Raw genomic sequence first — 24,530 nt, forward strand, 5'->3', positions numbered from 1 at the left:
GCAGATATAACGAGATGACACACGATAACTATCCACGCGATCTCATAGGGTACGGCGCCCAGCCACCGCACGCCCGCTGGCCGGGCGGCGCGCGCATCGCGCTCCAGTTCGTGCTCAATTACGAGGAAGGCGGCGAGAACTGCGTGCTGCACGGCGATGCCGCATCCGAGCAGTTCCTCTCCGAGATCGTTGGCGCGGCAGCCTATCCCGCGCGACACATGAGCATGGAGGGCATCTACGAGTACGGCTCTCGCGCCGGCGTCTGGCGCATCCTGCGCGAGTTCGAGCAGCGCAAGCTGCCGCTGACGGTGTTCGGCGTTTCGATGGCATTGCAGCGCCATCCGGAACTGACGCGCGCGTTCGTCGAACTGGGCCACGAAATCGCGTGCCATGGCTGGCGCTGGATTCACTACCAGGGCATCGACGAGGCCACCGAGCGCGAGCACATGCGCATCGGCATGGAGATCATCAAGGAACTGACCGGCGAGATGCCGCTGGGCTGGTACACCGGCCGCGACAGCCCCAACACGCGCAAGCTCGTCGTGGAACACGGCGGACTGCTCTATGACGCCGATTACTACGGCGACGACCTGCCGTTCTGGACCGAAGTGGAAGTCACGGGCGGCGAAAAGAAGCCCCATCTGGTGGTGCCCTACACGCTCGACACCAACGACATGCGCTTTGCCACGCCACAGGGCTTCAACACGGGCGAGCAGTTCTTCCAGTATCTGAAGGATGCATTCGACGTGCTCTACGCCGAAGGCGATCCAAGCGGCCTCGATCAACCGAAGATGCTGTCGGTCGGCATGCATTGCCGCCTGCTGGGAAGACCGGGACGATTCCGCGCGTTGCAGCGCTTCCTGGACTACGTGCAGTCGCATGACAAGGTATGGATCTGCCGGCGCATCGATATCGCGCGCCATTGGATCGACACCCACCCGCACCGGAGCCAGGCATGAGCCAGACCACCTACACGATCACGCAACTGAACGCAATGCCCGAGCCCGAGTTCGTCAAGGTACTCGGCGGCATCTATGAACACTCGCCCTGGTTTGCCCAGGCTGCCGCACAGCAGCGTCCGTTTTCCGATATGGCGGAACTCGCCGCTGCGCTGCGCCGCGCGGTGGACGATGCGGGCCGCGAGGCGCAACTCAAGCTTGTGCGCGCTCACCCGGAGCTTGCGGGCAAGGCCGCCGTGCGCGGCGAACTCACCGCGGAGTCCACGCGTGAGCAGGCGGGCGCGGGGCTCGATCAATGCACGCCAGAGGAATTCCAGCGTCTCCAGAATCTGAATGCGTCATATAACCAGAAGTTCGGCTTCCCTTTCATTCTGGCAGTCCGTGGCTATGATCGACACGGCATCATCGACGCCTTCGCAAGACGCCTCGATAACGCACCCGATGTCGAGTTGCAAACTTGCATCAACCAGATTCATCGAATTGCGCAATTCCGTCTGAACGACTTAGTATCCGCCTGAATAAAAAATCCATAGCGGTAAAAGAGAGAGAGAAATTCAGGAACGTTCAGCGAGATACATCGCTGTCCAACATGTAACCCGGCCGTGACGGTCCCCACTGCATCGTCAGACTTCCGCGCACGGCCGGGGAACACCGCAGAAGAAGATCCATCAGGATCCGGCACACAAGAAACGTTCTGAGCAGCATCACAACCACGGAGGTCTTAAACATGAAGAAGCAGTACAAGCCGGCTATCAAGCTGGCGGCAATCGCGGCCACCCTTTTTTCCGGCGCAGCCATGGCCCAGTCCAGCGTCACGCTGTACGGCCAGGCTGATATGTTCGTCGGCGGCATCAAGAATCCTGGCAACCCGGATCGCGCGTTCGTTGCCAACTCGGGTGGCATGCAAACCTCGTACTGGGGCATCAAGGGTACCGAGGATCTGGGCATGGGTACCAAGGCCATCTTCGACCTGAACGGATTCTTCCGCACCGACAGCGGCAGCATGGGCCGCTTCAACGGCGATTCGATGTTCAGCCGCAATGCGTACGTCGGTCTGCAGAACGACCGTTACGGCGCGCTCAAGCTGGGCCGCAACACCACGCCTTACTTCGTGTCGACGATCCTGTTCAATCCGCTGGTTGACTCGTACGTCTTCAGCCCGATGATTTTCCACACGTACTTCGGCGCAAACAACGGCCGCGTGTACGATCCGGGCATCATCGGCGATTCGGGCTGGAACAACTCGCTGGTCTATTCGACGCCGAATTTCGGCGGCCTGACTGCCAACTTCATCTACAGCGCGGGTGAATCGGCCGGCAACAACAGCAAGAACAAGTGGGGCGGCAACGTGACCTACTTCTCTGGCAACTTCGCCGCGACGGTGGCATTCCAGCAGGTCAAGTTCGACAACACCCCGTTCGATCTGGCCAACCCGCCGGCCACCCCGAACGCGAACACGCCGTTCATCGTCGGATTCGACAAGCAAACCGCCGTGCAGGCGGGCGCTTCGTACGACTTCAAGATCGTCAAGGCTTTCCTGCAAGGTCAGTACATCAAGACCAACGTGAACGCCAACCCGTTCGGCGATATCAAGCACATCGACGGACAGGCAGGCGTGTCGGTGCCGGTGGGTGCTGGCAACGTTCTCGCGTCGTACTCGTACGGTCGCGTGCTGAACGAAGTGTCGAGCTTCAAGCGCAACACGTTCGCAGTGGCCTACGACTACAACCTGTCGAAGCGCACCGACGTGTACGCCGCGTATTACTACGACAAGACGACTGGCATCGAACACGGCGACAGCTTCGGCGTCGGCGTTCGCCACAAGTTCTGATGTTCTGATCGCGCGCTGCATGCGACACAGGCCTGCCCTCGCGGCAGGCTTTTTTATGTGCGCACGCAATTACCCAAACGCGCCGCAATGCTGCGCCGCAGCGCCCAATTAAGCCACTGCAACAGGATGGAAAGCGACCCTTCCATAGGTGGATTCAATTGGCAGAGGGGCGCGCTAAAACCTAGATTAAGTGTCCGGACTGTGTGCCGGACCACGTAAACCAGGACGAGTGAGGTGACGCATGCGGCGCTATGTGAAATCCCGATCGGAACTGATGGCTATCCTGAGCCAGTGCCTGGACAACAATCCCGAATGCGGCGAGGTGGAGTTGCACGCGATGCGTGTGCACCAGCCCGACCATACGGGTTGCAACTGGAGCGCTGAGGTCGACGTTCGCCAGGACACCTTTAACGATCTGGCACAGAAGATGGCCGCAGCCCGTTCGATCATCGTGGTAATGCGAGAGCAGTACAACGTGCTGCAGTAGCCATCAGGCAAGCGGCGGCACGGAAACCGTGCGTACTGACCCGCCGACGCGCTGACACCCCGGCAGACGTGCCAGCGCACCGACAAAAGAATTCGGGCCGCATATGCGGCCCGAATTCTTTTTGTGTCGACCAGAGCTGCAGAATCTGCAGATCTGGTCGACCCAGTCACACGGAACGACACGCGTGCAGCAATCAGCGAATCGCGCTCGACTCCGCCACGGCCACGGCCGTCATATTGACGATGCGGCGCGTGGTGGCTTGCGGGTTCAGGATGTGCACCGGCTTGGCCGCACCCAGCAGGATCGGGCCCACCGTCACGCCCTGGCCGCCCGTGATCTTGAGCAGGTTGAACGCGATGTTGGCCGCGTCCAGCGTGGGCATCACCAGCAGGTTGGCGCTGCCCGCCAGCTTGGTGCTCGGCAGGAAATGACGGCGCACGTCCTCGACCAGCGCGGCATCGCCTTGCATCTCGCCCTCGACTTCGAGTTCCGGTGCGATACGCGACAGGATCGCCGCCGCTTCGCGCATCTTGACGGCCGACGGACGGCTCGACGAGCCGAACATCGAATGCGACATCATCGCGACCTTCGGATGCAGGCCGAAGCGCGCAATTTCCTTTGCCGCCAGTTGCGTGATTGCGGCCAATTCCTCGGCGCTCGGATCGTCATTCACAAACGTGTCCGTGATGAACAGCGTGTACTTCTCGAGCATCAGCGCATTCATCGCGGCGAACACCTTGGCGTCGGGCGCGAGGCCGATCACGTCGCGCACGTGTTCGAGGTGCGCTTCGAAACGGCCGACCGTGCCGCGCAGCAGCGCATCGGCGTCGCCCATGTGCACCAGCATCGTGCCGATCAGCGTGTTGGAACGGCGCAGCATGACCTTGGCCACATCGGGCGTCACGCCGTCGCGACCACGCAGCGCGTGATATTCCTCGTGGTACGCGCGGTAACGCGGATCGTCCTCGGGATTGACCAGTTCGAAATCGACACCGGGGCGCAGACGCAGACCGGCCTTTTCGATACGCATCTGGATCACGTGCGGACGTCCGATCAGAATCGGCTTGGCCAGGCCTTCGTCGACCACCGATTGCACGGCGCGCAGCACACGCTCTTCTTCGCCTTCGGCGTAGACCACGCGCTTGGGCGCGGCCTTGGCGGCCGAGAACACCGGCTTCATGATCAGCCCGGTGTGATAGACGTAGCTCGACAGTTGCTGGCGATACGCCTCCAGGTCCTTGATCGGACGCGTGGCGACGCCCGACTCCTCGGCTGCCTTGGCCACCGCCGGGGCAATCTTCTCGATCAGACGCTGATCGAACGGGGTCGGGATGATGTAGTCCGGACCGAACTTCAGCTCGCGGCCACCGTACGCGGCAGCCACCGCGTCGTTCAGTTCCGCTTCGGCCAGTTCGGCGATCGCCTTCACGCACGCCAGCTTCATTTCTTCCGTGATCTTGGTGGCGCCGCAATCGAGCGCGCCGCGGAAGATGTACGGGAAGCACAGCACGTTGTTGACCTGGTTCGGATAATCCGAACGGCCCGTGGCGATGATGCAGTCAGGACGCGCGGCCTTGGCGATCTCGGGGCGGATTTCCGGCTCGGGATTGGCCAGCGCCAGGATGATCGGCTTGTCGGCCATGGTCTTGACCATGTCGGCCGTCAGCACGCCGGCCGTGGAGCAGCCCAGGAAGACGTCGGCATCCTTGACGATGTCGGCCAGCGTGCGGGCCGAGGTGTCCTGTGCGTAGCGCGCCTTGTTGGCTTCCATGTTGGCGTCGCGGCCCTGGAAGATCACGCCCTTGGAATCGACCACGAAGACGTTTTCGCGCTTCACGCCGAGGCTGACCATCGTATCGAGGCAGGCAATCGCCGCCGCGCCGGCGCCCGACACTGCGAGCTTCACCTTGCCGATTTCCTTGCCAACCACCTTGAGGCCATTGAGCAGCGCCGCGGCCGAGATGATCGCGGTACCGTGCTGGTCGTCGTGGAAGACCGGGATGTTCATGCGCTCGCGCAGTTGCTTCTCGATATAGAAGCACTCGGGCGCCTTGATGTCTTCCAGGTTCACACCGCCGAGCGTAGGCTCCAGCGCCGCGACGATTTCGACGATCTTGTCCGGATCGCGCGCATCGAGTTCGATATCGAATACGTCGATCCCGGCGAATTTCTTGAACAGGCAACCCTTGCCTTCCATGACCGGCTTGCCGGCCAGCGGACCGATGTCGCCCAGCCCCAGCACAGCCGTGCCGTTGGTGATCACCGCCACCAGATTGCCACGCGAGGTGTACTCGGCAGCCATCGAGGGATCCTTGTGGATTTCCTCGCAGGCGTATGCCACGCCAGGCGAATAGGCCAGCGACAGGTCGCGCTGGTTGGACAGCGCCTTGGTGGCCGTTACCTGGATCTTGCCCTTGGTGGGGCTGCGATGGTATTCCAGCGCGGCCAGCCGCAGTTGTTCCTCGGGGCTGTTGGGGGCATGTTGCGGTGCATCACCGCTGGTCTTGCTGCTCATCTGCTTGTCCGGAAAGAGAAGGCGAAAAAAAACGAGGAGCCATTCTAGCCCAGCCATCACGCCTCGACAGGGCTTTACCGGCGTACACGCGGGGATTTTTCGGCCGCGGCCATCAAAAGTGTTTTTACCGTGTGGTACGCAATCCGCATTGATTCATCTGCAAACCATTCCCCGACAAATGCGTCGACGAATGTCGACCAATGCATGCGCTCAAGGCCGCTCTTCCACCCTACTTCTTTTCCTTGTCGACTTCCAGCGTGACGCGCCGCGGTCGACCGCTCTCGCCGGGAAAGTCGACGAACGCGCTGCGGATCATGTAGGGCATCACGGCCGTCAGGCTGCCGCCTTCGGTGGTATTGCGCGCCGTCACCTGATAGACGCGCTGCCCGCTGTGCGCGTCGTTGAAAAACACCCGCAGGTTCGAGAACGTTACCGGCACGTCGCGCACGACCGTTTGCGGCGGCCAGTAGCCCGGCCCCCAGCCGTAAGGACCCCATGGCCGATACCACCCGTACGGCCCGTAGTACGGACCCCACGGACCGTACCAGGGATCGGGATAGACGGTTTCCGCCACACGGACCAGCCCGGGCGCGCTGTCGTACTCCATCGACACTAGATAGCGCGCCTGCCTTGCCGGCGCCTGTTCGAAGCCGACGCCGGCCAGCGCCTGGGCCAGCCATGCTTCGTAGGTCTGGCGATCGAGCTGGACGTCCTGTTGCGGCGCGTGGTCGAACGCATAGGTGCGCGGCGCATCGTTGGACCAGCCGGTCTGGCGGAACGACGTGACCTCGGTGGTCACCGTGCTCGCGCAGCCCGACAGCCAGAATGCCGCCGCCGCCATCAGCGCCCAGACGCCCCCGCGCCTGCCCCAACCCGCCAAACCTTGCCACATCATCGCGATACCTCTTGTTCTCGATCCGTTCACGTTTCCTGAGACACGAACGCGCGCGCCAAATTCCCGCGCCGAAGCGGCCCGGCGCAGCCCGGCACCCCCTTGGCTACAATGGGGGCTTCCGGGCCGTTGTCGCACGGCCCACGCCCCCGGTCACCAGAAGACAGGATCCCCATGCTGCGCACCGACACGCCCGTTACCGTCTATCGCAAGGACTATACTCCGCCCGCGTTTGCCATCGACCACGTCGACATGGTGCTCGACCTGGACCCACAGCGCACCGTTGTCACCAGTACGCTGACGCTGCGGCGCACAGGCGCCGCCGATGCGCCGCTGGTGCTCGCCGGAGAAGCGCTCGAACTCGTCGGCATCAAGCTGGACGGCCAGCCGTTCACCACGTTCACGGTCGATGACGAAACCCTGACGCTGACCGGCCTGCCCGCGCGCGGCTCGCTCGAGATCACCGCGGCCTGCAATCCGGCGGCCAATACCACGTTGTCGGGGCTCTATGTCTCGAACGGCAACTTCTTCACGCAATGCGAAGCCGAAGGGTTTCGCCGCATCACGTATTTTTTGGACCGTCCCGATGTGATGGCCACCTACCGCGTCACGCTGCGCGCCCAGCGCTCGACGAGTCCGGTATCGCTGTCGAACGGCAACCTGCTGTCGCAGCGCGAGCTTCCGGACGGCCGCCACGAGGCGGTCTGGGAAGACCCGTTCCGCAAGCCGTCCTACCTGTTTGCACTGGTGGCCGGCAAACTCGAATGCATCGAGGAAAAGATCGTTTCCGCGTCGGGCAAGGAAAAGCTGTTGCAGGTCTGGGTAGAACCGCAGGACCTGGACAAGACGCGCCACGCGATGGATTCGCTGATCCACTCGATCCGCTGGGACGAACGGCGCTTCGGGCTGGAACTCGATCTGGACCGCTTCATGATCGTCGCGGTCAGCGACTTCAACATGGGCGCGATGGAAAACAAGGGCCTGAACATCTTCAACACGAAGTACGTGCTGGCCAACGCGCAGACCGCCACCGATGTGGACTTTGCCAACATCGAATCGGTGGTGGCGCACGAGTACTTCCACAACTGGACCGGCAATCGCGTCACCTGCCGAGACTGGTTCCAGCTGTCGCTCAAGGAAGGCCTGACCGTATTCCGCGACCAGGAGTTTTCGGCCGACATGATGGGATCGGAATCGGGCCGCGCGGTCAAGCGCATCGAGGACGTGCGCGTGCTGCGCCAGGTGCAGTTCCCCGAAGATGCGGGCCCAATGGCGCATCCGGTGCGGCCCGACAGCTACGAGGAAATCAACAATTTCTACACGGTCACCGTCTATGAGAAAGGCGCCGAAGTCGTGCGCATGTACCAGACGCTGCTCGGCCGCGACGGCTTTCGCAAAGGGATGGACCTGTACTTCGAGCGTCACGATGGCCAGGCTGTGACGTGCGACGATTTCCGCGCGGCCATGGCCGACGCGAACGGGCGCGACCTGACCCAGTTCGGGCTCTGGTACAGCCAGGCTGGCACGCCGGTGGTCACGGCGAAGACGCAGTGGGACGGCGCCGCCGGGGCGCTGACGCTGATACTCACGCAGCGCTGCCCCAAAGTCGGCATCGAGACCCGCGCCGGATCGCCAGCCAAGCAACCGTTCCACATTCCGTTCGCGCTGGGCCTGATCGACGACAGCGGTAACGACCTGCCTCTGCAGCTCGACGGCGAAACGCAGGCCTCGGGCACCACGCGCGTGCTCGACTTCACGCAGGCCGAGCAGTCGTTCCGGTTTATCGGACTTCCCCCGGGCGACCAGGCGCCGCTGCCATCGCTGCTGCGCAATTTCTCCGCGCCGGTGATCGTCGACTACGAATACAGCGACGCGGAACTGACTTTCCTGCTGGCCCACGACAGCGACGCGTTCAATCGTTGGGAAGCCGGCCAGCGGCTGGCCACGCGCGCGCTGTTGCAGCTGGTTGGCGATGCGCAGGCCCGGCGCGAACTGAAACTGGACCCCGCGCTGGTCGCGGCATTCCGCACGGTGCTCACCGATGACACGCTGAATCCGGCTTTCCGCGAACAGGCACTGATGCTGCCCGCCGAAGCGTATCTTGCCGAACGCATGGGCGTAGCCGATCCGGCCGCGATTCATCGCGCGCGCCTGTTCCTGCGCGAGGGTCTGGCGCGTGCGCTCAAGGCCGAATGGCTGGCTGCCTACCAGGCCAACGAGACGCCCGGCGCGTATAGCCCTGACGCCGATTCGATGGCCAAACGCGCGCTGCGCAATCTCGCGCTCGGCTATCTGGCCGACAGCGGCGATGCCGACATGCAGGCGCTGGCCGAGCACCACTATCAGCAAAGCGACAACATGACCGATCGCTTTGCCGCACTGTCCGCACTGGTCAACAGCTTCGCACCGGGGCGCGAGCATGCCCTGGCAGATTTCTACGAGCGCTTTGAAAACGACGCACTGGTCATCGACAAATGGTTCTCGCTGCAGGGCATGCAACGCGGCGAAGTAGGCCCGCACGCGGGCAAACGCACGATCGACACGGTGCGCGCGCTGATGGAGCATCCTGCGTTCAACCTGCGCAACCCCAACCGCGCCAGGTCGCTGATCTTCAGCTTCTGCTCCGGCAACCCCGCGCAGTTCCATGCCGAAGACGGCTCCGGCTATGTGTTCTGGGCCGACCAGGTGCTGGCGCTGGACGCCATCAACCCGCAGGTCGCGGCGCGTCTTGCGCGCGTGATGGATCGCTGGCAGAAGTACGAGATCCCGCTGCGCGACCGGATGCGCGCCGCGCTGGAGCGCGTGGCGGCATCGTCCACGCTGTCGCGCGATGTGCGCGAAATCGTCAGCAAATCGCTGGCGAGTTGAAGTGAGGCAGGCGGCACGCTCGTCGGGATTTGGGGCTATCCATGGCGGCGGCCCTGTAGAATGGCGGCCATCCAAGGAGAACCCACCATGACACGCATCAGCCTCACCCGCTATCTTGTCGAGGAGCAGCGCAAACACAACACGATCCAGCCGGAGCTCCGGCTGCTGATCGAGGTGGTTGCCCGCGCCTGCAAGGCCATTTCCAACGCCGTCAGCAAGGGCGCCCTCGCGGGCGTGCTGGGCTCGGCCGGCACCGGCAACGTCCAGGGCGAAACCCAGCAGAAGCTCGACGTGATCGCCAACGAAGTGCTGCTGGACGCCAATGAATGGGGCGGCCATCTGGCGGCCATGGCATCGGAAGAAATGGACTCGTTCTACGAGATTCCGAATCGCTACCCGAAGGGCGAATACCTGCTGCTGTTCGATCCGCTCGACGGCTCGTCGAACATCGACGTGAACGTGTCGATCGGCACGATCTTCTCGGTGCTGCACATGCCCAAGCCCGGCCAGACCGTGACGGACAGCGACTTCCTGCAGCCGGGCACGCACCAGGTGGCCGCCGGCTACGCCGTGTACGGCCCGCAGACCACGCTGGTCCTGACGGTTGGCAATGGCGTGCACATGTTCACGCTGGACCGCGAGGCTGGCAGCTTCGTGCTGACCCAGTCGGATGTGCAGATTCCTGAAGACACCAAGGAATTTGCTATCAACATGTCCAATATGCGCCACTGGGCGCCGCCGGTGCGCAAGTACATCGACGAATGCCTGGCCGGCGAAGAAGGTCCGCGCGGCAAGAACTTCAACATGCGCTGGATTGCGTCGATGGTGGCCGATGTGCACCGTATTCTGACGCGCGGCGGTGTGTTCATGTATCCGTGGGACAAGCGCGAGCCGGACAAGCCAGGCAAGCTGCGCCTGATGTACGAAGCGAATCCGATGGCGTTCCTGGTCGAGCAGGCCGGCGGCGCGGCCACCAATGGCCACGAGCGGATTCTCGATGTCACGCCGACCAAGCTGCATCAGCGCGTTTCCGTCATTCTCGGCTCGAAGAACGAAGTGGAGCGCGTGACGCGCTACCACCAGGAAGAAGCCGCCAAGGGTTGATACGCTGAGCGGTCGGTTACAGACGGGGCGCCATGGCGCCCCGTTTTCATTGGCGCGCGAGGTGCGGGGGATGCGCACGAATTGCGCGAGGTGCGCGAGATGCCTGAGACGTGGCCGATCCGGCCGCGCACTCACACTGCCGACGATCTTGCGTCCGATCCGGGTCAACACCGAACAGCGGGTAACTTCGCCGGCTTCTCTGGATTTGACGCAGGGCGCCGCCGTGCGATCCTTACGCCTGTCGATGCCGCACTGACTGGTGGCGATTGGCAGCGCAGCGACGCACCGCGTGCGGCTCTCGTCGAAAAATCTGCGAGGGGGCTTCACAAGTCCAAAAGTCGCTGATATTATTGCGGGCTCTATCCGATTCGACGCAAACGCAGCGAATCCGGCCGAAATGCCTGGTTTCTTGGGCATATGGCAGATAGCACGGATAGAACAGGTTTTTACAAGTTAAGGTTTCGCCGGTGTAGCTCAGTTGGTAGAGCAGCGCATTCGTAATGCGAAGGTCGTAGGTTCGACTCCTATCTCCGGCACCACTTGAACAAAAAGGGCAGCCCATCCGGGTTGCCCTTTTTGCCTTGGCGCCCCGTCTTCCAGTGTGCATCGCATCGTCGGCCGCCGCCTGCGGGACCCGCGCCCTCCCCTGATCGCCCCGCTCCCCTCGTACACCACTAGAGCGTCATGCATTGGACCTCCTGCGACGGCTGCGCCGCGCATTGCCTGACGATCACCAGACTATTCACCAGTGCTTCCGCCATCTGCGTCCGGTCGATATCGACATCGATGCGATAGTCCGCCAGCACGCGAAGTTGCCTGCCCCGATTGAGCATGCGGGCCAGCGCGATCGATCGCCAGAAAGACGGATGGGCGGCAGGCAAGCGCGGATGGTAGAGCTGGTGCACCAGCGTCTCGTGCCGGCCAGTCTCACGCGGGCCGCGGTATCCAGGCGCGGGCAAGGCGGCATGCCATGCGTATGCCGCGTGAAAGGCAGCGAAATAGCAGCGACTAATGGCCGAGCGGAAGTTGGCTTCGCCGTGGGCAGCCTCGGCGATGACGGCCGCGCACCGCAGCATCGCACCGGCATCGACGCTCATGACTGGAACACGACGTCAAGTCGTGCCGAAGGGGACAATCCGCGCACCAGCTGCATCGCCGTGACGGCTTCGTTCAGGGCGTAGATATCGACGCCGGCCCCGACGCGAATGACATAGGACACGGCATCGTCATCGACATTCAATCCATGACGCACGCGCGACACACTGCATGCGGCCAGCGACAGGCCGTGCCGCTGCAACAATTCCGCAGCAGCCTCGAGATGCGCGGCCTCGGCATCCTTCGGGCAGCTCGGATCTTCCCGGCCTGCACCGGCCGCTCGCCCCTCTTTAGGCCGAAGCGCATGCTGTGGCGCAGTAGGCAAGGCATGCGCGGTGCACGCGCAATCGAGAGCAATTTCCATCATGAGGCCTCCTTGTCGAAAATCGTCATCCGCAGTGGATGACGAAAATTCTAGACAGAGACGGCGCGCGAAAACCGTCGAGACCGCAAAATCGGATTTGTCTCAATCGCCTGCATCAACACGCCACGGCGTTACGACATCACAGCACGGGGGCGGTGCGCGGCAGTAGAGATGCCGGCCGCCAGCGTTCGTTGCTGCTTTCCGGCGGCGGGACAAAATCCTGGCATCCCAGCATCTGCAGGATGGCCGCTTCCATGCGCTCAATCGATGCGGACTTGGGCAAATGCTCCGTCACGCCGCACGCCTGCAATGACTCTGGTACACGCAGCCACATGTTGTCGGACAGCAGCAGAATCCGCGCATTGGGCAGCGACAGATGCAACCGGCGCAGCAGATACCAGTTATCGGTAGCGTCCTCAGACATGCCGTAGAGCACGATCGCCGGCGCGCTATCGGGCTGCAGCGCCACGATGGCAGCCGGATCCAGTGCGCGCACGGCGCCGCATCCCGGCACGCGCTCGAGCAGCCGCTCCATGCCCAGGCGGAAAAGCGGCTGGGCGTCGATCACGAGTGCAGTCATTTGCTGTCTCCCCATATCTGTTGTGATTGTCGGGAAGAAACCGCAAGCGTCATGCCAACTGGAATCGGACGCGTGCGCCGTGTGTGTGGCGTGCCGCCGCCGACCGCAAACCGTTGTGCCGCATGGGATGGCGGGAGATAGCGGCGCGCCTCGCATCACCGGCACGAACGTGCCCCACGTTACGCCCGGCGTAACGTGGGGCCGCGCAACGTAACGTAACGCCAGGCCCACGCTGCCACCAAGCCGCACGGCCGCGAAGCACCGGCGCCGCCGTCGATCAGGTGACCGTGATGCGATCCTCGATTACACGCACCTGGCCGCCGCTCTTGTCTTCCATGACCTTGAGCACCTTGTGGCCCACCTGCAGCATCACGCCGCCGTGAATGCGGCGCCCCACGGCGATTACCGCATCGGCCGCGGGCTTGATCTGTTCGCTGAGCCGGGCGATTTCGGCGTCGAGTTCGAACAGATCGCGGTTGATCTTGAACATCGTCGCGCGGGCTTTTTCGCGGACATCGCCCTGGGCGCGCTCGGGATGCTTGGCAAAAAACGCTACCAGTTGCTGTAGCTTGGCTTGATCGTCCAGCACCTTGCGCCGCCGCGCCTCGAGCTCGGCCTTCTGTTCGTCGGCAAACGGATTGAGCCCCACCTGCACCACGGTCGCAGTGCCGGCCGGTGCGCCGAGTATGGCCGCTCTCACCGCCTGCAGCGCACGCGTGCGCCCGCCGCTAATACTCCCCTGACCCGTGGGCGAGCCCACGACCACGCGCTCGCCAGCGGACACGTCGCTCTGCCGGATGCCGCTTTCGACCACCACCTCGGTGGCGGCCTCGACCACGGCATTCTGGATGAAGCGCGCATGCACGGCGCCCTTGGTGCGCACGCTGGCAATGTCGTTGGCGTCCATGCCGTGCGCGGCTTCGGCCTTGCCGATGATGCCGCCCTTGACGATCACGTCACCGCCCGCTTCCACATGCGCCGCTTCGATGGTGCCCTGCACCACCACGTCGCCGGTCACGCGGACCGACATGCCGGTGCGGATATCGCCGGACACTCGCAGCGATCCATCGAACGTAACGTTGCCGGAGTGCAGATCGACCGCCTCGACATCGACCACCGGGCTGACGCTGACGCCGTTGGGCAGCACGCGCGGCGACCCGGCGATCACGGCCAGCAAGCGGTTCGGGTCGTTGGGATCGGCGGCCACGCCGGACAGGTCCGCGGCAAAAGACATGTCGACGACAGGATCGGCGGCGATCGGCTTGCCCAGGACGTCCATCCCGTCCTTGCCCGGCTTGGCCGGGGTGCGGCGCATCAGCGCGGTGCCGGGATTCACCAGCAGCAGGCTGCCAAGGTCGCGCAGGTCAACGCGGTCGTCTTCGTTTTCGATCTGCGCCGGCCGCGGCTGCTGCACCAGGCTTTCGAACTTGGCCGGCTCGCCCTGGACTGGCGCTACGCCGCGAGCGATCTCGCGGCTTTCACAACTGCCCGCCTCGAGCGCAACGCCGATCGCCGCGGCGTCAAGCAGGGCGACCACGCCCATCGACGCCGCCGCCGCCGCAATGTCTTCGGCGGCAATCGGGCGGCCGCCTTCGGGCGGCATCAGCGTCAGCAGCAGGCGCAGTTTGTCGCCGGTGATTTCGAGCTCGAAGGCGCCGTCCAGCACAACGCCGATCACCGCATCGATCTCGCGGTCGGTCAACTGGCACTGCGTGAGGAATCCGGTGACAGCGGCCTGGTCGAGCCGCGCGCCTTGCCAGCCCTGCTCCGCCAGCAAGGCCTCGAGCGCAGCGCGATCCGGCGGCATGCGTCCGGGCTGTGGCGTGAAGCACGCCCTTACCTGATCGCCGGGCTGACTAAGCTCCAGGCGCAATCCCACGTCCGCTGTCATGGCTCCCCACTTTCTCTTTCTATGTGGCGACAGCCGGCCGGAGATTCATCGCCCCGAAGGTCTTTCCGCAAAGACCCGCCTGTTCGGCACCTAATCCGCTCGCCAACTCTGCTTGTCGTGATCCTTGCAACAACGGCGCATTTCGAGTGAACTTTAGCCCACAAAAGTGGGGACTCCGGGATTTCGTTAAACTGTCGGCCTTTCCGAAGTCCCGGCAGAACCCGCAAGATGTCCAATCAACACGAAGTCCGTCCCGGTCAATCGATCGAACTGCTCAAGGCGCTTCATATCCTGACGCGCGACGGCAAGATGAACCAGGATAGCCGCCGCAAGCTCAAGCAGGTGTATCACCTGTTCCAGTTCATCGAGCCGTTGCTGCAGGAAGTGAAGGATGCGCGGGGCGCGGTGTCGCTGGTCGACCATGGCGCGGGAAAGTCGAACCGGGGATTTATCCTCTACAACCTGTTCTTCAAGGACCTGCACGACCAGTCGCATATCTTCGGCATCGAAACGCGCGAGGAACTGGTTGCCAGCTCGCAGGCGCTGGCGGCGCGGCTAGGCTTTTCGGGGATGTCGTTCCTGAACTTGTCCGTGGCCGATTCGATCACCTCGCCCGCCCTGCCCGAAACCGTCGACGTGGTTACCGCGCTGCACGCCTGCAATACGGCCACTGACGATGCCATCCGCTTTGCGCTGGCCAAGCGCGCCCAGCACATCGTGCTGGTGCCGTGCTGCCAGGCCGAAGTGGCCAGCGTGCTGCGCAAGCACAAGGGCAAGCTGCTGGCAGGCAATCCGCTGACCGAGATCTGGCGCCATCCGCTGCATACGCGCGAATTCGGCAGCCAGTTGACCAACGTGCTGCGCTGCCTGCAACTGGAAGCGCACGGTTATCAGGTAAGCGTGACGGAACTGGTGGGCTGGGAACATTCGATGAAGAACGAACTGATCATCGCCCAATACAAAGACTTGCCGCGCCGCCGTCCGGCCGAACGATTGCAGCAGGTGTTGGAGTCGGTCGGACTCGAGGAACTGAACGAGCGCTTCTTCACGCCCGCGTGAGGCAGCGGACGCGCCGGACGCGCGCGTCACGCAGCGCCGCCGGGATGGCCTGGCCGCGCCGGATTTTCGCCGGCATCAGCGCGGCATCACGCCGGGCGCCATGACGCCCACCGGGCCGATCGCAACAGCAATCGCAATCGGGCCCGGATCGTTCAAAGATCGCTTTTTTCCGACATCCACTTGAGCCAGCCGGCGTGGCCCAGTTGGCGCAGCGTTTCCATATTGCGCGCATAGATGTCCTCGGCGTCGGGAAACGCCTCGGCGGCGCGCGCAATGCTGTCCTCACGCAGCAGATGCAGGATCGGATACGGCGCGCGATTCGTATAGTTCTCGATATCGTCGGGCGACGTACCGTCGAACTGATACTGCGGATGAAAGCTCGCGATCTGCAACGTGCCCGCCAGCCGCATGCTGCCCAGCAGGCGATCGGCAAAATACAGGAAGTCGTTGTAGGCGAGAAAATCGAGCAGCATATGCGGCACGATCAACAGCGTGGTGTCGACCTGCGCGGGGTCGCTGTCGGCCAGCGCGCGCAATTCGCGCTCCAGTTCTTCCAGCAGTTGCTCGTCGCGCGTCGCGTCGCTGACCACGTAGCGGACCTGATCCTTGACGTACACGCTCTTGGCGAACGGACACAAGTTCAATCCGATCACCGCGCGCGCGAGCCAGTGGCGCACGTCGGCGACGATCCGCTCACGCTCGCCCGCCTGCGCGCTATCGGCCTGTCCGGCCTGTCCGGCCTGATCGTTAGTCTGAGCGCCCTGATCGTTCATCGTCACTGTCCGCCCGCGATATGCAGCGCGACGGCTTCGGCCACCTCGATGCCATCGATCGCCGCCGAGTAGATGCCGCCCGCATAGCCCGCGCCTTCACCGGCTGGATACAGGCCGCGTACATTGATGCTCTGGTAGTCGTCGTTGTTGCGCCGGATGCGCAGCGGCGACGACGTGCGCGTCTCCACGCCCGTCAGCACCGCATCGTGCATCGCAAACCCGGCAATCTTCTTGTCGAGTTCGGGCAGCGCTTCGCGGATCGCGTCGATCACGTAGTCCGGCAGCGCCGTGCTCAAGTCCGTCGGCGTCACGCCAGGCTTGTACGAAGGCTCGACCGAGCCCAGCGCCGTGGACGGACGCCCGGCGATGAAGTCGCCGACCAGTTGGCCCGGCGCGCGATAGTCGCTGCCGCCCAGCTCGAACGCGCGCTCTTCCCACTTGCGCTGAAACGCGATACCGGCGAGCGGCCCGCCCGGGTAATCCTGATCCGGCGTGATGCCGACGACGATGCCGGCGTTGGCATTGCGTTCGGCACGGTAGTACTGGCTCATGCCGTTGGTCACCAGCCGGCCCGGTTCCGATGCGGCCGCCACGACGGTGCCGCCCGGACACATGCAGAAGCTGTACACCGCGCGACCATTGCTGGCGTGATGCACCACCTTGTAGTCGGCGGCGCCCAGCAACTTGTTGCCAGCAAACTTGCCGAAGCGGCTGCGGTTGATCAGGCCCTGCGGATGTTCGATGCGAAAGCCCAGCGAAAAGGGCTTGGCCTCCATGAATACGCCACGCTCGTGCAGCATTTCGAAGGTGTCGCGCGCGCTGTGGCCAACGGCCAAGATCACATGGTCGCAGGCCAGGTAATCGCCGTTCGACAGTTTCAGGCCGCGCACCTGACCCCGATCGATGTCAATGTCGTCGACGCGCGTTTCGAAGCGGATTTCGGCGCCCAGTTCGAGCATCTCGGCGCGCATCTTTTCGACCATGCTCACCAAACGGAACGTGCCGATGTGCGGACGCGCCTTGAACAGGATGTCCTCCGGCGCGCCGGCGCGCACGAATTCGTTGAGCACCTTGCGGCCGTAGTGCTTCGGATCCTTGATCTGGCTGTACAGCTTGCCGTCCGAAAACGTGCCCGCACCGCCTTCGCCAAACTGCACGTTCGATTCCGGGTTGAGCACGCTCTTGCGCCAAAGTCCAAACGTGTCCTTGGTGCGTTCGCGCACTTCCTTGCCGCGTTCGAGGATGATCGGGCGAAATCCCATCTGCGCCAGGATCAGGCCGGCCAGCAGGCCGCACGGGCCCAAGCCGATCACGACCGGACGCGAGCGCGGACCGCCTTCGGGCGCGCGGGCAACAAACCGATACGTCATGTCCGGCGTCACGCTCCAGTTCGGCTTGCGCGCCATGCGCTGGATTGCCGTGGGCTCGTCCTTGACCTCGATGTCGATGATGTAGGTCAGCTTGATGTCGTCGCGCTTGCGCGCATCGTGCGCGCGGCGAAACACCGTGAACTTGACGAGACCGTCGCCCTTCACGCCGATTTGAGCGAGATGGCTGCGCACGGCAGCTTCCAGATCGCTCTCGGCATGATCGAGCGGGAGTTTGACTTCACTGAGACGTAGCATGGGGAACCGATTGTTCTGCGGCCTTCGTGTCTGGTGGCCGGGAGTTGCCCAGCAGGAGGCCAGAACGGCCGAAGCGCGATTTTATCAGCCGCCACAGGCCGGGGCGCGGCGCCGGCGCGACGATCCGCAATTGCGCGGACTGCTGCGCCACAAACCCATGCCAGCCCGCCGCGTCGATCACAACCAGCTCGCCGGCGCCTAGCAGGCGCGACGCATGCGTCATCTGTCCGGCGAGCCAGCGCGGCGCGGCAATGGCCTCGATCCGCCCGTGCTCCACAAGGACCACGGCGCCTGTTTCGAGGTGAAGGGTAAGGCACTGGCCGCTGGCCAGTCTGACGGAGCGGGCTGCATCCGCAAGGGTTTCGGGGGTCGACATGGCTTGCGCTCCTGGCTGAAAAATCATGCCTTCAGCCTATCGACGCGCAACCCGGGCCAACAGGCACAAGCGACGACGGCCCGCACCAGAACAGATGACAAAGTTTTGCGCTGTTACGATACAGGGTCGCCCTATCTGTATCTGTTCCGAAGCCCGCCCGTGCGGGATGATTGCGCCATGTCGACCGTCGCCTTGCCCACCCAGCCACCGCAAGACCTGCCTGTTGCTTCGTCCCTGCCGCTCTACCAGCGGCTGGCGGGCCACTATCGACAGGCCATCGCCGCGGGCACGCTGGCGCCCGGGGACCGCATGCCGTCGGTGCGCGCGCTGATGGGGCTGCACGATGTGAGCCTGTCGACCGCGCTGCAGGCCTGCCGCGAACTGGAAGCCGCGGGCTTGCTGGAAGCGCGGCCGCGCTCGGGCTACTTCGTCAGTCCGCCCGCGCATGCGGCACTCGCGCCGATCGAGGAGCCCGCGCCCGGGCTGCCCGATCCTGCGCAGTACGTGGGGATTCACCAGCGCATTTCGGCGATCCTGGCGCGCAGCAAGCATCATCGGATCAATCTGGGCGGCGCCTGCGGTGCGCCGGAGTTGTATCCAACCGCCGCGCTGCGCCATGCCGCCGTGCGCGCCCTGCGACAGCATCCCGACCTGTTCGGCAGTTCTGTCGATTCCGACGGTCACCCGGCGTTTCGCGCCGCGCTGGCGCGGCATGCGCTGCGTTCGCGCATCAATGTCTCGCCCGACGAGATCGTGGTCACCCATGGCGCCACGGAAGCGCTGACCCTGGCGCTGCGCGCCGTGGCCGGGCCAGGCGATGTCATTGCGGTCGAATCACCGACCTACTACGGCCTGCTGCAGATTCTGGAAAGCCTCGGCATGCGCGCGCTGGAAATCCCATGCAGCCCGCAGACTGGCATTTCGCTCGAAGCGCTCGAGCTGGCCGCGCAGACCTACGACAACATCAAGGCGGTCTGCGTGGTGCCCAACCTGCAGAATCCGCTCGGCTGCGTGATGCCCGACGCGCACAAGCAGCGGCTAGTGCGCTGGTGCGCCGCGCGCGGGATCGCGATGATCGAGGACGACTGCTGCTCGGCCACCTTCGACGAGGACGTCACGCCAGCCGCTGCGAAATCGTGGGACACCACCGGTACGGTGATCCACTGCGCTTCGCTGCACAAGGTGCTGGCGCCCGGCATGCGTCTGGGGTGGATCACCGCGGGCAAATGGCAGGCGCGCGTCGAGATGTTGAAATTCGGCCTGTCGCGCCCCAACGAAATGCTGACGCAGATCGCCGTGGCCGAGTACATGGGCACCGGCGCGTTCGAAAGGCATCTGCGGCGGCTGCGCACACAGTTGCGCAGCCAGCGCGAATGGGTGGCGCAGAAGGTGGCCGCCACCTTCCCAGCCGGCACGCGCTTGACGCTGCCGCGCGGCGGCTTGCACCTGTGGGTGGAAATGCCGCTGTGCGTTTCGTCCGAAGCCGTGTTCGAACAGGTCCTGCGAGAAGGTATCCGCGTCATGCCCGGCGCGATGTTCTCGAATTCCAACCGCTTCAATCACTACCTGCGGCTGAACTGCGGCAATCTGCGCACACCCGAACTGGAACGCGCGCTCGACACGGTCGCCGCCGCGGTGCGCCGCCTGGCAGGCTGACCGCGCCGGGCCCGCCGGCCGTGGCGCGGACGCCAACGCCGGCGTGCTTCCTGCTAGATTTCTCCCCCATTTGGCACGCCCTCGCCTATCCTAGTGCGCGGTACGCCATCCATCGAAAAAAGGGAGAAAAACTTGGGGCACGCAAGCGCCGTCGCACGGCTCGACAACGACTATCAAACGCTGTTCCAACTGGCGCCAGTTTCGCTGTGGCTGGAAGACTTCAGCGCGGTACGCCAGGCGTTTGACCGGCTGCGTGCCGACGGCGTGACCGATCTGCGTGCTCACCTGCGCGCCAATCCGGCCGAAGTGGCGCGCTGTTCGGCGCTGATCCGCGTGCTCGATGTGAACCGCCGCACGCTGGAACTGTTTCGCGCGCGCGACCTGGACCAGTTGATCGCCAATCTCGATAGCGTGTTCCGCGACGACATGTTCGACCAGCACGTGGAAGAACTCGGCCAGCTATGGGACGGCGGCCGGCATTTCGCCAGCCAGACCGTCAACTACACGCTCGACGGAGAGCGGCTCGACATTCGCCTCGAAGCGAGCGTGATGCCGGGCCACGAGCAGGACTGGGCGCGCGTGCTGCTGTCGATCGAGGACATCACGGCGCGCGTGCGGTCCGAGCGCGAACTGCGCCGCAGCCAGCAATATGCGCAAGGATTGTTCGAACACTCGCCGGTGTCGCTCTGGGTGGAAGATTTCAGCGCCGTGAAAGTGCTGCTCGACGAAGTGCGCGCGGCGGGCATCACCGATTTCCGCACCTTCCTCAATGTGCACCCCGATTTCGTTTCGCGCTGCATGCAGGAAATCCGCGTACTCGACGTGAATCAGCAAACGCTGACGATGTTTGGCGCCCCGAGCAAGGAGATTCTGCTGTCGCGCCTGGGCGACGTGTTCCGGGACGACATGCGCATCCATTTTGCCGAGCAACTAATCGATCTCTGGCACGAAAAACTTTGGCAACAGCGCGAGGTCATCAACTACGCGCTCGATGGGCGCTCGGTCGACGTGTTCATGCAATGGTCGGTGTTTCCCGGCCGCGAAACCGACTGGGATCAGGTGCTGGTGTCGCTGACCGACATCACCGCACGCAAGAAGGCCGAGGCCTATGTCGAATTCCTGGGCAAGCACGACGTGCTGACCAAGCTCTACAACCGCGCCTATTACGAAGACGAGCTGGCGCGGCTGGGACGCAAGGGCCCGTGGCCGGTGAGCGTGATCGCGGTGGATCTGAATGGACTCAAGACGGTCAACGATCAGTTCGGACATGCCGACGGCGACGCGCTATTGCGCCGTACCGGCGAAGTCCTGAAGAAGGCGGTGGGCGAACAGGCCTGCATCGCGCGCACCGGCGGCGACGAATTCATGGTGCTGCTGCCCGGCCGCGATGAGCGCGCCACGGCCACCGTGGTCGAACAGATCGAAGAAGTGGTGGGCCTGAACAACCAGTTCTATCCCGGCACGCGGCTTTCGTTCTCGATTGGGGTGGCCACCTGCGTGCAGGGCGAACGCCTCACCGATGCCGTCAAGCTTGCCGACGGGCGCATGTACGAAGCCAAGCGCGCCCATTACGAAGCTTTAGGCAACGAACGTCGCATGCGCGACTAGCCAACCTGACGCGGCCCAGAGCGATCCGCGCCGACCAACGCCACCCAACGCGCCGGACGCGGCGCGGATCGCGAGGGCAAGAAAAAACCGGCAGCGAGCTGCCGGTTTTTTTCTTCGAGCCGTCACCTGCGGATCAAAGGAACACGATCAACGCGATGCCGCCAATGATCAGACCAAACTTGGTCACGTAGTACACGTTCTTGTTCCACGACTTGAAGCGGCGGCGATATTGGCCGCCGAGCCAGACAAAGCGGAACAGCTTGTTGATGGCGCCGGTCTGGTCCGATTCCTCATTCGGGGAGCTGGCCGCCGTCATGACCTTGCGGCCCATCCAGTGATTGACGGCCGCAGCCCAGCGGTAGCGCATCGGACGCTCGATATCGCAGAACAGGATCAGTCGATCGGTGTCGCTCTTGTTCTCAGCCCAGTGCAGATAGGTCTCGTCGAACACCACGCCCTGGCCATCGCGCCAGCTGTGGCGCTCGCCATCGACTTCGATGAAGCAGCGGTCATCGTTCGGCGTGGACAAGCCCAGGTGATAGCGCAGCGACCCCGCAAACGGATCGCGGTGCGGGTTCAGCTTGCCGCCCGGCGGCAGTTCCGCGAACATCGCCGCCTTGACCGACGGCATCTCGCGCAGCAGCGCCACGGTATTCGGGCATAACGTCTCGGCCGACGGATGGTGCGCTTCGTACCACTTCAGGTAGAAGCGCTTCCAGCCGTACTTGAAAAACGAGTTGAAGCCCGCGTCATCGTTCTTGTCGGCCGCCTTGATCTTGCGCATCGCGATCAGGGCCAGGCCCTCGTCGCGAATCTGCGGCCACGCGCTGCGCAGCTTCTCGAGTTCAGGGAAACGTTCGACCGGAATGTACGGCGTACGCGGCACCCCGGAAAACATGTACATGAAGCAGTTGACCGGCGCCACCAAGGCCGAGTGGTCAAGCATCTGCCGCATGAAGGGCAGCCTAACCTTGCCGCGGAAGTGCACATACAGGATGGCACCCAGGTAGGCCGCGACGATTATCCATTTGATCACCCGAAATTCCTCCAGGACAGACTCCGCCCCAGGGAACACTGACCCTTCCGGCGGCAAGGCGCTATTTTAGCGAATCGCCGCCCCCCGCGCACCGTGTGATGCACGGGCCGCGTCAAGGTTTTGCGCGTCAGGATTTGCCGCGCGACTGGCGGGAAATCCGGTCGATCAGCACGCGCGCATCTTCGGGCTTGCCTTGCAGCGTCAGCAGGCGCGCGTTGAGCACGATATTCTCGAGCACCAGCTTAGCCGTGGAGGCCCACAGCGTCGCCACCAGCGCCTCCTGCGACAGCCCCGAGGTTTCCAGTTCGATCGACCGTTCCGCGATCAGCCTGCACGCCAGCGCGCGCAGCGCCTCGTCGTCGAACGGCAGGTTGGCATAGTCGATGGGATCGGCCTTTTCCACTTCGACCATCAGCTGCAGCAGCATATCTTCGGTCATTGGCAAACTCCTGAAGGCATCGCCTCGGTTCACACCCGGAAGTCGGCGGTCATGTCGGTATCGGTGCGGGCTTCCAGGCGCCCGGAACGGCACGCTTTGACGAAGACCTCGTAGTCGCGTTCGACCTGATCCGCATACGCGTTAGAGTACGCCACCATCGATTCCGCCATGCGGTCGCTGGCGCCAAGGTATCCGCTGATCTCGGGCGCCAGCCCGCCCGCCTTGGCGTGCGCGCGCGCTAAGACCCAGCCGCAGACGCGGCCGTACATCGCCAGCATTTGGGCGTCCATCAGCTCGATGTCGGCGGAGAACTTCATGTCGCGGAGCTGGCGCAAGTAAAAATGTCGCCCGAATGGCCCGTTGGACCAGCCCAGGAACGGATCGCTGGCCGCCTGCATCAGTCGCTGCCCTTCCACCACGCGCTGGCCTTCGTGCCGCACAGCCGGCGACTTGAAGAAACGCGCGACCACCGACTTTGTCGCTTCCTTGACCTGCAGGAACAGCGGCTTGCCGTGGCTGTCGATCATCAACTGGATCAGACAGCGCGTGCCCACGCTGCCGACGCCAACCACCTTGAAGGCCATGTCGTGAAGCTTGAAGTGGGCCAGCAACTGCTGACGGTCCGGTGCCAGCGTGCGGGTGTAATCGCGAAAGCACTCTTGCACGACCGTAGCGGGATCGTCGATGCTGAGCCAGTCGTCCTTCGCATCGAACAGCGTTTGCTCGCCGCGCACGTGGAAGATGGCCGGCGGCGCGTCGAGGATGCGCCAGCGCTCCCCTTCCCGCTCGGTCAGCTTCGGCAAGAGCGCCTCGTGGGTGCGCGCCGATGCGCGTTCCATCGCGCGCCGAATGCGTTTCTGGACTTCCGGATCGATCGAGATCTCGAGCAGACGCTCGAAGGTGATGTGGTCATACCAGGTATCGAGCACCCCCATTTCCGCATAGTCGGCCATGTGGTTGCGGTAGCTGTTCACCACCTCGAAGACCATCTCGTCGGCCGCCGCCGCGCTGTGTTTCAGATGGCGCGCCGCCACCACGAAGCTGGCGGCGAGGCGTTTGAGGTCCCATTCCCATGGGCCCGGGCTGGTTTCGTCGAAGTCGTTCAGGTCGAATAGCAGCGCGCGTTCCGGCGTGGCGAAACCGCCAAAATTCGACAAATGACAGTCGCCGCAGATTTGCAGCGTCAGACTGGAGTTTGGCGTGCCTGCCAGATCGTGGGCCTGGATGATGGCGCTACCGCGATAGAACGTGAACGGCGAGGCAATCATCCGCCCGTACCGCAGCGGTATCAGCCGCTCGACGCGCCCGGCGCTGCTCTGCTCCAGGAGCCGGATGGGATCCCGATCGACGTTGCCGATCGCCTCATGCGCGC

General features: G+C 63.8%; 21 protein-coding genes and 1 tRNA gene. 10 read left to right on the plus strand and 12 right to left on the minus strand.

The window, feature by feature from the left end:
* The first annotated feature begins 14 nt into the window (after positions 1-14).
* The 4 genes from puuE (at position 15) to F7R19_RS03270 (ending at position 3,277) form a co-directional block, all read left to right on the plus strand.
* Positions 15-959: an allantoinase PuuE gene (gene puuE / locus F7R19_RS03255; RefSeq protein ID WP_061958475.1), complete on the plus strand. Its 945-nt coding sequence runs from the start codon at positions 15-17 to the stop codon at positions 957-959.
* Entirely contained in the window at positions 956-1,477 is a 522-nt protein-coding gene (gene uraD, locus F7R19_RS03260; RefSeq protein ID WP_150979355.1) for a 2-oxo-4-hydroxy-4-carboxy-5-ureidoimidazoline decarboxylase, read from the plus strand. Before puuE ends, uraD begins: the two co-directional genes overlap by 4 nt.
* Positions 1,478-1,686: 209 nt before the next feature.
* On the plus strand, positions 1,687-2,790 hold the full coding sequence (locus F7R19_RS03265; protein WP_061958477.1) for a porin: 1,104 nt from the start codon (positions 1,687-1,689) through the stop codon (positions 2,788-2,790).
* A gap of 241 nt (positions 2,791-3,031) precedes the next feature.
* Positions 3,032-3,277, plus strand: a complete 246-nt coding sequence (locus tag F7R19_RS03270) for a hypothetical protein (RefSeq protein ID WP_061958478.1) — start codon at positions 3,032-3,034, stop codon at positions 3,275-3,277.
* A gap of 193 nt (positions 3,278-3,470) precedes the next feature.
* On the opposite strand, the gene F7R19_RS03275 is transcribed toward F7R19_RS03270, so the two are convergent.
* Entirely contained in the window at positions 3,471-5,792 is a 2,322-nt protein-coding gene (locus tag F7R19_RS03275) for an NADP-dependent malic enzyme (RefSeq protein WP_150979356.1), read from the minus strand.
* 229 nt (positions 5,793-6,021) lie between these two features.
* Positions 6,022-6,684, minus strand: a complete 663-nt coding sequence (locus F7R19_RS03280) for a DUF4136 domain-containing protein (RefSeq protein ID WP_223505945.1) — start codon at positions 6,682-6,684, stop codon at positions 6,022-6,024.
* A 174-nt stretch (positions 6,685-6,858) separates the two neighbouring features.
* On the opposite strand from F7R19_RS03280, the gene pepN reads away from it, so the two are divergent.
* From pepN to F7R19_RS03295, 3 genes are all read left to right on the plus strand, one after another.
* Positions 6,859-9,552 carry an aminopeptidase N gene (gene pepN, locus F7R19_RS03285; protein ID WP_150979357.1) on the plus strand — a complete coding sequence of 898 codons (2,694 nt, stop codon included), beginning with the start codon at positions 6,859-6,861 and terminating at the stop codon, positions 9,550-9,552.
* An 87-nt stretch (positions 9,553-9,639) separates the two neighbouring features.
* On the plus strand, positions 9,640-10,656 hold the full coding sequence (locus F7R19_RS03290; protein ID WP_061958501.1) for a class 1 fructose-bisphosphatase: 1,017 nt from the start codon (positions 9,640-9,642) through the stop codon (positions 10,654-10,656).
* A 463-nt stretch (positions 10,657-11,119) separates the two neighbouring features.
* A tRNA-Thr gene (locus F7R19_RS03295) sits at positions 11,120-11,195 on the plus strand.
* A 135-nt stretch (positions 11,196-11,330) separates the two neighbouring features.
* Here the strand turns inward: F7R19_RS03295 and F7R19_RS03300 are convergent.
* From F7R19_RS03300 to F7R19_RS03315, 4 genes are all read right to left on the minus strand, one after another.
* Complete coding sequence (locus F7R19_RS03300) at positions 11,331-11,753, minus strand: hypothetical protein (protein ID WP_150979358.1); 423 nt, start codon at positions 11,751-11,753, stop codon at positions 11,331-11,333.
* Positions 11,750-12,118: a hypothetical protein gene (locus tag F7R19_RS03305; RefSeq protein ID WP_150979359.1), complete on the minus strand. Its 369-nt coding sequence runs from the start codon at positions 12,116-12,118 to the stop codon at positions 11,750-11,752. Before F7R19_RS03305 ends, F7R19_RS03300 begins: the two co-directional genes overlap by 4 nt.
* Before the next feature lie 136 nt (positions 12,119-12,254).
* Positions 12,255-12,695 carry a response regulator transcription factor gene (locus F7R19_RS03310; RefSeq protein ID WP_211922707.1) on the minus strand — a complete coding sequence of 147 codons (441 nt, stop codon included), beginning with the start codon at positions 12,693-12,695 and terminating at the stop codon, positions 12,255-12,257.
* 277 nt (positions 12,696-12,972) lie between these two features.
* Complete coding sequence (locus tag F7R19_RS03315; protein WP_150979360.1) at positions 12,973-14,586, minus strand: DUF342 domain-containing protein; 1,614 nt, start codon at positions 14,584-14,586, stop codon at positions 12,973-12,975.
* Positions 14,587-14,814: 228 nt separating this feature from the next.
* Between F7R19_RS03315 and F7R19_RS03320 the strand changes: the two genes are divergently transcribed.
* Positions 14,815-15,645 carry a class I SAM-dependent methyltransferase gene (locus tag F7R19_RS03320; RefSeq protein ID WP_150979361.1) on the plus strand — a complete coding sequence of 277 codons (831 nt, stop codon included), beginning with the start codon at positions 14,815-14,817 and terminating at the stop codon, positions 15,643-15,645.
* A gap of 152 nt (positions 15,646-15,797) precedes the next feature.
* Here F7R19_RS03320 and F7R19_RS03325 read toward each other — a convergent pair whose 3' ends face one another.
* The 3 genes from F7R19_RS03325 to F7R19_RS03335 are packed head-to-tail and all read right to left on the minus strand — an operon-like array spanning position 15,798 to position 18,419.
* Positions 15,798-16,418: a DUF1415 domain-containing protein gene (locus F7R19_RS03325; protein WP_150979362.1), complete on the minus strand. Its 621-nt coding sequence runs from the start codon at positions 16,416-16,418 to the stop codon at positions 15,798-15,800.
* 2 nt (positions 16,419-16,420) lie between these two features.
* Positions 16,421-18,043 (minus strand): NAD(P)/FAD-dependent oxidoreductase, encoded by a 1,623-nt coding sequence (locus tag F7R19_RS03330; protein ID WP_150979363.1) that lies wholly within the window; start codon positions 18,041-18,043, stop codon positions 16,421-16,423.
* Positions 18,027-18,419 (minus strand): hypothetical protein, encoded by a 393-nt coding sequence (locus F7R19_RS03335; protein WP_150979364.1) that lies wholly within the window; start codon positions 18,417-18,419, stop codon positions 18,027-18,029. Before F7R19_RS03335 ends, F7R19_RS03330 begins: the two co-directional genes overlap by 17 nt.
* A 177-nt stretch (positions 18,420-18,596) precedes the next feature.
* Between F7R19_RS03335 and F7R19_RS03340 the strand changes: the two genes are divergently transcribed.
* Both F7R19_RS03340 and F7R19_RS03345 read left to right on the plus strand, forming a co-directional pair.
* A complete protein-coding gene (locus F7R19_RS03340) occupies positions 18,597-20,075 on the plus strand; it encodes an aminotransferase-like domain-containing protein (RefSeq protein WP_061958487.1) in 1,479 nt (492 codons plus the stop codon).
* Between the two features lie 132 nt (positions 20,076-20,207).
* Complete coding sequence (locus tag F7R19_RS03345) at positions 20,208-21,683, plus strand: sensor domain-containing diguanylate cyclase (protein ID WP_150979365.1); 1,476 nt, start codon at positions 20,208-20,210, stop codon at positions 21,681-21,683.
* A gap of 133 nt (positions 21,684-21,816) precedes the next feature.
* On the opposite strand, the gene lpxO is transcribed toward F7R19_RS03345, so the two are convergent.
* From lpxO to F7R19_RS03360, 3 genes are all read right to left on the minus strand, one after another.
* A complete protein-coding gene (gene lpxO / locus F7R19_RS03350; RefSeq protein WP_061958489.1) occupies positions 21,817-22,719 on the minus strand; it encodes a lipid A hydroxylase LpxO in 903 nt (300 codons plus the stop codon).
* A 127-nt stretch (positions 22,720-22,846) separates the two neighbouring features.
* Positions 22,847-23,158, minus strand: a complete 312-nt coding sequence (locus tag F7R19_RS03355) for a hypothetical protein (RefSeq protein ID WP_150979366.1) — start codon at positions 23,156-23,158, stop codon at positions 22,847-22,849.
* A 29-nt stretch (positions 23,159-23,187) separates the two neighbouring features.
* Positions 23,188-24,426, minus strand: a complete 1,239-nt coding sequence (locus F7R19_RS03360) for a DUF2252 domain-containing protein (RefSeq protein WP_285846847.1) — start codon at positions 24,424-24,426, stop codon at positions 23,188-23,190.
* Positions 24,427-24,530: the final 104 nt, after the last annotated feature.

Source organism: Cupriavidus pauculus, from assembly GCF_008801835.1.
Classification (GTDB): Bacteria; Pseudomonadota; Gammaproteobacteria; order Burkholderiales; family Burkholderiaceae; genus Cupriavidus; species Cupriavidus pauculus.